Here is a 7,867-nt window from a genome sequence, read left to right as displayed (position 1 = left end):
CGCCCCCCCCCCCCCCCCCCCCCCCCCCCCCCCCCCCCCCCCCCCCCCCCCCCCCCCCCCCCCCCCCCCCCCCCCCCCCCCCCCCCCCCCCCCCCCCCCCCCCCCCCCCCCCCCCCCCCCCGCCCCCCCCCCCCCCCCCCCCCCCCCCCCCCCCCCCCCCCCCCCCGATCTCGGCAGCTATCGGTCATTGGACGACTGGTTAAGGAACCTCTGCAAAAGCCCGTGCGAGTCAAAACGATAAGTAGTACCAACGCATAAGGAAACGACCTCGGAATCGCACGATGACGCAACTTCATCTCGGCTTGAACCTGTCAACCAAGCGCACGCGCAAGCGCGACTTCCTCGAACAGATGAGACGCGTCGTGCCTTGGTCGAGGCTGATTACGTTGATCGAGCCGGATAATCCAAAGGAGAAGACTGGGCGTCCGCCGTTTCCGGTCGCGACGATGCTGCAGATTCACTTCATGCAGCAGTGGCTCGGTCTTTCGGACCGGCGATGGAGGAAGCACTCTACGATGTCCCACTGTATTGCGAATTCGCAGGCTTCGATGATGCGTTGGCCTGTCTCCCGACGAAACGACCATCTTGCGATTCCGGCATCTGCTTGAAACGCATCGTATCGCCGCGAAGATCCTCGCGGTGATCAACGAGGGATTGAGCGAGAAGGGATTGATGCTCAAGGCGGGTTCGGCTGTCGACGCCACGTTGATTGCAGCGCCTAGCTCGACAAAGAACGGCTCAGGTTCACGCGACCCGGGGGTGCAGTCGACTCAGAAAGGCCGCAACTGGTACTTCGGCATGAAAGCGCACGTCGGCGCGGACACGGAGTTAGGCCTGGTCCACACGGTCATCGGCATGGCGGCCAACGTACACGACATCAATGCAGCGCCATCCTTGTTGCAGGGCGAACAAAACAGATGTTTACGCTGGCGCGGGATATCACGGCATCGAAAAACGGCAGCAAACGAGCTCAGCTCGATGGCATGTTGCGAGGCGACCCAGCAAGGGAAGACAGCTGAACTTTAAGGATCGTGTCGATGAAATACACGACAAAATCGAACGACTTAAAGCTGGCACTCGTGCGACGGTCGAGCATTCTTTCCGAATCCTGAAGCGCCCGTTTGGGTGCATGAAGACGCGATACCGGGCACTGGCGAAGAACACCGCTCAGATCACCACGTTGCTTGCGCTGGGCGATTGCCCCATTTCCGTCGAGGCATTTGAGTTTGGTCGGCATTGTCAGAAGCTCTTCGCGACTTCAGCCCTTTGACGCCCTTTGTCCTAGTCGCGCACGAAATCGCGACCTTCCCTGCGGCAGTCACGAATACGCATAGAGCGCATACCCATTTTCGTACGCTGGGCAGCCAATCAGCCCACGAGCGACCAACAAGCGTCGGAGAGAAGAGGGTTCTCAGACGATAAATGCTCGCCGATCGAGGCACCGTCGGCTCGTTGGCCACACGTGGGACGCTCGACTGACCTGCCCGTTTTTCTAAGACCACTGCGTTCTAGCAATAACGGCTTGAGTTGAATTTCTTTCTATGCGCTGGCGGTACGCCAGCGGCGTGTCGTAGTTCAGGCTCGAATGCGGTCGAACCTCGTTGTAATGCCGTCGCCAGTCGTCAATCACGATCTTGGCTTCAATCCGATTGCGGAACCATTCCATGGCAAGACATTCGTCAAGGAATTTACCGTTGAAGCTTTCGTTCGTGCCGTTCTGCCACGGCTTGCCGGGATCGATTAACGCCGATTCGATCTTCTCCGATATCACCCACTTGAGCAACGCTGCGCTGACAAACTCGGGGTCGTAGTACATGCAGAATGCCAGCCATCGGGGTAAGGAGCATCCTCCGGATTGCCTGCTCACCACCGGAGAGAACGAAATGGCTGAGGAACTACCCTTGAATCTGATTGCAATTGATGTCGGTCGCTACTGGAATGCTGTGCTGATCGAACCAGCAGGAGGCAAGAAGCAACGCTTCCGGATGGCGAACAGCGCAGCAGATTTTGAGCGGCTGCTGGGCTTTCTTCAAGCGCTACGCGGCAATTGCCGCGTAGCGCTTGAACCCACTGGCGACTACCACCGGCCACTGGCCAACCGGCTGCTGCGCGCCGGACATGAAGTCGTCAGCATTAATTCGGTGGCGCAGGCTCGCTACCGCGAGGCGCTGTTCAACTCATGGGATAGGAACGATCCGAAGGACGCGCAGGTGATCCTTGAGATGCTCAGGCGTGGGCTGTACCAGCGGTTCGTCGATCCACAGCTCGCCGGTCATCATGATCTTCAAGAGCTGGCGAAGACCTACTACCAAGTGTCCCGCGCCAGGACCAAGGTGCAGCATTCGCTGATTAACCACTGCCTTCCGCTCTACTATCCCGAGATGCACCGCTACTGGTGCACGACGCGCAACGAGTGGTTTGTGCGTTTCATGCTTGAATTCCCGACGCCCGCCCATGTGCGCTCGTTGGACCGCGAAGCCTTCACGACCGCAGCGTGGGATCTGGTCGGCCGTAAGGTCGACAAGCGCGCCAAACTCGAGGAGATTTGGGAGTCTGCTGCACATACTGCTGCCTTGCCCCACGCCGCCGATTCGCTGGCCGTTGAGACATTCCGAATCACGCTGCAGCGATATCAGGAATTGAACGTTCTTCGTGCTGAAGTCGAGGCGCGTGCCGAGTTGGCACTGCGTGATAACGCAGACTTTGCGTATCTGAAGACACTTCCCGGAATTGGTTCGGTGATTGCCATGACGATACTCGCCGAGGCTGGCGATATGCGTCGCTTTGGCCACCACCGGCAATTCCTGAAGTACTGCGGATTTGACCTTGCAAAAACGCAGTCGGGCGTTCAACGCGGGCGCGAGCAGCTTTCAAAACGAGGAAATGCGCGCTTGCGCCTGGCATTCTGGCTTGCTGGGGTAGCTGCCGTTCGCATGAGAGAGAACTCGTTTCGCTCGAGATACGAACGCTATATCCGCGCTGATCCGAGGAACGCTGACCTGAGGCGCAAAGCGCTGACGGCCGTCGCCGCCAAGATGGCGCGGGTGGCCTACAGCATGATCAAGAGGAACCAGCCGTATCGGCAATTCTTCGAACTCGGTTTACCCAGTGGATCGATCCCTCTCTCGGCTGCCGTAGGGGCGCAGACGACCCCTTAGACTATGCTCGGACCTTCCGCTGGGGCTTCTATGCTGTTTTAAGTACGGTCAAGATCACGCGCGTGCGCGATGAATCTTGTGTCCACTATGGTCAGCAAGTCCCCCCGACTATCCGGGAGACCACTGGTTGATTGCTCTTTGAAATTGCGGCGAACGGCATTCGGTCGCGCGCCCGGATGCGCTTTACCTGTTTTGGCTGTTCTGCTTGACAGTTAGTACGTTGTCGCTTCGCATATAGCGAGGCGCGCCGTGAACGCTGATCAGCTTGCTCAACACATCAATGACTCTAGCCGATCGGATCGAGCCAGACACATCTATGGCCAAACATTCACGCGTGTACTCGTCAACGACCGTCAGACACTTTAGTTGCTGGCCGTTGGCACACGCGTCGAAGATGAAATCGTAACTCCATACGGCGTTGCGAGCGCTCGGTGCGAGCGGCCGGGGACGCGAACCGGCAATGCGGCGTCGGCGTCGTTTGCGAGGCACTTGGAGACCGGCTTGCGCCCACAATCGGCTGCACCGCTCCTTGCCGATGACGATCCCTTCGCGAGCCAGTATGATGCGGATGCGCCGCGAGCCGAAGCGGGGATAGTCACCCGAGAGGCGTCGCATCATCTCCACGATTGGGCCGTTCTTGCCCGGCATGATGCTGACGTAACCGAGATTGGCGCGACTGACGTCAATCAGCGCACACGCGCGTCGTTGGCTCAGCCCGCGCGAAATGGCATAGCGGGCTTGCTCGCGGCGCGCCTGTGCGCTTACCATTTTTTTGCGGAAATCTCCCTCATGACCTCGATCTCCAGGTCGCGCTCCGCCACCAGCTTCTTCAGTCGGTGGTTCTCGAGCTCTAATGCCTTCAATCGCTTGACGTCGTCACTGACCATTTCGCCAAATCGCTTGCGCCACGCGTAAATCGATGCGTCGCTGACACCGTGTCGCTTGGCCACCTCGGCAATTGGCGCACTGTCGGCCTCCCGCAAGATCCGAACAATCTGCTCATCGCTGTATCGACTCTTCTTCATGACGCGCTCCGTATGGATGCGCCGTTATCCTAGATCAATTCGGTCTCAGATTACCGGGGCAGGTCACGACCCACGATGAATGGCGTTGAGTCAGGGAGATTGGGCGCCTGGCACTGTCGAGAACAAGCTCACCAATGGTTGTTGAAAGCTTGCCGTCGCCGAAGTGGTGTCCCAGAACACGGCCAGACGAAGAACGGAAACTCAAATCGCCGTTCTATCGCCGACGGTGCAACCCCCGCTCATGCCGGCCTAGTAGAAAGTATCGGCGCGCTCACGGTCGCTTACCACGAATCTGGTGCGCTGTGCAGTGGAAAGAGATACGTTTTTGTACTTCTCTTCGCAGATTGGGTTATATCATGATATTTCCCCCAGGCACTGTGGGACAAGTTCGCGCCTCACGAAGTGCTTTACCGCGTGCTGCTCACACTAACTTACGGGCACGTGCAGAAGCCGCAGACTGCACTTCGGAGCGTGCAGTTGGCTTGTGCTTTTTCCAAGGTCGACCGCAAGACTGATCCTCTGTAACAACATGCTCTAAGCAGGGAACAACCATGCGGCAACAGGCTAGCTTTTCGAAGAGATCGCCGGACGCCGCGAGCACCGCAGCCGGACCATGGTCGGGAGCGTATTCAAGTAGCACCGTGAACAACGAGACGGGGCTGAAGGCCGATGTACCGATTGCTTGCGCAATATCGTTAACCACGCAGGTGTCGGCCAGCGCCAGTCGCGACGAAGGCTGCACGCAAGGCAGCTATCGGCGATGCATCGGTTCCGAAAGCAAAGCGGCAACCCTTCCCGGATGAAGAATGTGTGTGCGCGCATTTGTCGAAAGGGGTATCGAAATCGCGAGCTTTCCACCGCCAAATCGGCGCTAAGAAGCGCATCATCCTAGTCACCTATCCGCGTGCCAACGCATCGACCTTAGTGCAACGCACTACATTTCTGTTCGCACAGCGTCCGACGGACGCTACCTTCTTCGCCCGCGCAGTGACCCTGCGATCTGGCCATCTGCGCCGTGCCGGAAACTGAGTCCTCGTAGAACGGCGTCAGCACTGGCTTTCCAAGCGAAACGCAGTTTCGCAACGTCTGAGAACAAGTTCGCACGGACAGTGCGAACGGCAACTATGCTTTTCGTCTACGGCCACGTCGCCAAGCTTGACTCGCTCGGTTCCGAATCGCGGCGACCGCGATGAGCAGGCTCACAAGACGGGAAATCACTTGCACCCTGTGTGCGGATTTCTATATCTCATTCTGTCGGCTCGCGCTGCCGATACCAAAAAGCGCAAACGGAATTGCTTGGCTCGAGGGGCTTACGCCTGCGGTCAAGCAGCCATGCATCGGATTCGTCCGGCGCATGGATCATCAGACAGCAGTGCTTCCCTGCGTCGGGTGAATCGAAAATCTGATCTCTAAGATCCCGGAAAGCAAAGGGTGCAGTATTCCAACAACCCGGGACGTTCTTCTGATAGGTGAGAACGTCGCCTTTGATGCGACGGCCATGAAGATCCAATTCAACTTCTCAACTCTGTTGGACAACGCGGGGCTGCCTCAGCGGCTCACCAAAGAGCTCGCCGAGCTTTTCAACCGCCACCTATCAAAGCCCCATAGCACGACGCGTGTCACGTCGAACGCTATTTCCATCAAGACGCAGACCTATCGCGTGCGGCATTTGATTGCCGGCTTTCGCGAACTGCGAAAGGGCGGCTTCGCACTACAGTCGCCTTGGAACCTTTCCGAAAAGCACATCGCCTATCTCGTGAAGCTTTGGGTCGCCGAAAAAGACCAGGCGCCCGGAACCGTCGAGAACAAACTGACCTACTGGCGAACGCTCGCCGCCTGGATGAAAAAGCACCAGCTCGTGGGCACCGTCGATGACTACATCAAGCGGCCCGACGGTTATCGCCGCTATTACGTGGCGCAGGAAGATAAGTCGTGGGAAGCGGCTAACGTCGACGTCAACGAAGTGATCTCCCGGCTGTGTGAGCAGGATCGGTGGGTCGCCATTCAAGTCGAATTGCAAGCGACGTTCGGCCTACGCGCCCAAGAAAGCATGCTCCTGCGTCCACTGCAGTGCCTGCGCGTCTCGGGGCACCTGCACGTCATCGATGGTACGAAGGGCGGCAGGCCCCGGCTCGTGCCGATCGATGCTGAATGGCAATACGAAGTCCTCATCCGTGCAGCGAGGCTCGCGAATCCGCGCACCGGTTCAATGATTCCGGAGCCATGGTCGCTCAAGCGGTGGTACCGCCATTTCTACCACGTTCTCCAGAAGGAGGGCATCACGCGTAGTGGCTTGGGCGTCACGGTTCACGGACTGCGCCACGCTTACCTCCAGAAGATGTACGAGGTTATAACCGGGGTGCCGGCACCGATCAAACTGCCTGATCATCGGCCCGATCCGGAACTTCACCAGAGGGCCATGCAACAGCTGGTCGAAGCCGCGGGGCATAGCCTGGCATCGAAGGCGACGGCCTACATCTCAACCTTCGCGACGGCGCAGCGCCTGTCGCGACCTGTAGTGAGCTTCGAGCAGGCGATCGCGGCTCTTGATACGGCGAACGGCGTCAAATCAGAGGCGGCAAAGCGCCTGAGAATTTCAAGGCAGGCGCTTTATCGGTTACTTGCAAAAGGCGGCCCTTTGGCGACTGTGCCGCCTGCAAACGCCGCCGACATGGAAGCACCGGAACCAGCCGCGCGTAACAAGTTCCACCAAGGGCCACGGTTGGCACAGACGATCAACGAGGCCACGCCGGACCAGCTTTCACTGCTTGCTAAATAGGGTTACCGTCGCCATGGACGACGTGGCAGTCGTCATCATCGGCGACGGATTTTCGGCCAGAGATGCAAGTTGATGGTCGACGCCTGTCACGATGAACGGTCATCGGCGCAACACCCTGCGCAAGCGAGGCAGACGCCATGCGCTAGCTTACACCCGCGTCGCTCGTTGTCTTTCGCGGTAGCCGCACGAGTTGCCCGCTGGACGAGCAACCGACCGTTCGCCAGTTCACCCCGCCATTTCACAGCCTCGCCCGACATTAGAAGCCGGGCCGCGGTGTTTGCGCCGCGAGAGGAAGTCGACGACCGTTAGCCAGCTAGTCGCTATTTCACAATGCGAAAAGCGTGCCGAATAAGGGGGCGGTGAATATCCGGCACGTTTTGTAACAGACCAATTGATTTTAAGAATCAAAGGGTTGACTTTTCCTCGGGCGGTAGTGGGACGCTCTCCGGAGAGCGTTACTTTACGCAAAAGTGGGGTCGGCAGTATCGCGCCGCTACGACCTAAGCCAGTTGGCGAAAACGCGAAGCGTCGTCCAAAACCGGCGCCGTCGAGGGTCTGGTCTGTCTTGGCTATGCTAGCCCACCCAAGTTTCTGGGCAGCGGACGTGGATGAGTGTAGTGAGGAGGTAGTCAAACAGTAGCATCACCACAGTCGTCGCGGATCGAACAGGTTCGAAACCACGCGATCGCATGGTCATGCTCGTCTCGGAAGAAGCGCCACTTTCTGGCTGTTCCAGCGTGTCATCTTGCCCGTTGTAGTCGTCAGACAGCCTGATCCATGACGCGCAATCGCGATTCCGCATTGCGAAAAGTGAGCCGAATAAGGGGGGTGTGACTATCCGGCGCATTTTGTAACAAGCGGATTTTCTATACGGATCAATGGGTTGAATTGCCAGGGCAACGCAG

3 protein-coding genes and 3 pseudogenes are annotated in these 7,867 nt (G+C 58.5%); 4 read left to right on the top strand and 2 right to left on the bottom strand.

Annotation, left to right across the window (positions count from 1 at the left end):
* Together NCR34_RS10820 and NCR34_RS10815 are read left to right on the top strand one after the other, a co-directional pair.
* The coding region (locus NCR34_RS10820) for a hypothetical protein (protein WP_250499827.1) at window positions 1-203 on the top strand (203 nt) is incomplete at its 5' end.
* Window positions 204-281: 78 nt separating this feature from the next.
* Window positions 282-1,270 (top strand): annotated as a pseudogene (locus NCR34_RS10815) (IS5 family transposase).
* Window positions 1,271-1,492: 222 nt separating this feature from the next.
* Here NCR34_RS10815 and NCR34_RS10810 read toward each other — a convergent pair.
* Window positions 1,493-1,804: pseudogene (locus tag NCR34_RS10810) on the bottom strand (integrase core domain-containing protein); the annotation flags it as partial.
* Window positions 1,805-1,883: 79 nt separating this feature from the next.
* Here NCR34_RS10810 and NCR34_RS10805 point away from each other — a divergent pair.
* Window positions 1,884-3,158 (top strand): IS110 family RNA-guided transposase, encoded by a 1,275-nt coding sequence (locus tag NCR34_RS10805; protein ID WP_250499842.1) that lies wholly within the window; start codon window positions 1,884-1,886, stop codon window positions 3,156-3,158.
* Between the two features lie 219 nt (window positions 3,159-3,377).
* Here the strand turns inward: NCR34_RS10805 and NCR34_RS10800 are convergent.
* A pseudogene (locus NCR34_RS10800) lies at window positions 3,378-4,183 on the bottom strand (transposase); the annotation flags it as partial.
* A gap of 1,498 nt (window positions 4,184-5,681) precedes the next feature.
* Here NCR34_RS10800 and NCR34_RS10795 point away from each other — a divergent pair.
* The gene (locus NCR34_RS10795) at window positions 5,682-6,962 is read left to right on the top strand and encodes an integrase domain-containing protein (RefSeq protein WP_250499826.1); all 1,281 of its coding nucleotides are present in this window, start codon (window positions 5,682-5,684) and stop codon (window positions 6,960-6,962) included.
* Window positions 6,963-7,867: the final 905 nt, after the last annotated feature.

Source organism: Caballeronia sp. GAWG1-5s-s (assembly GCF_023631445.1).
Taxonomy (GTDB): domain Bacteria; phylum Pseudomonadota; class Gammaproteobacteria; order Burkholderiales; family Burkholderiaceae; genus Caballeronia.
Note: the sequence above shows the minus strand (reverse complement) of the source record. Positions and strands in the feature narration are given on the sequence as shown.

Excerpts from the sequence above, each read along its gene's own strand:
- NCR34_RS10805 (WP_250499842.1), top strand. The coding sequence starts at position 1,884 with ATGGCTGAGGAACTACCCTTGAATCTGATTGCAATTGATGTCGGTCGC.
- NCR34_RS10795 (WP_250499826.1), top strand. The coding sequence starts at position 5,682 with ATGAAGATCCAATTCAACTTCTCAACTCTGTTGGACAACGCGGGGCTG.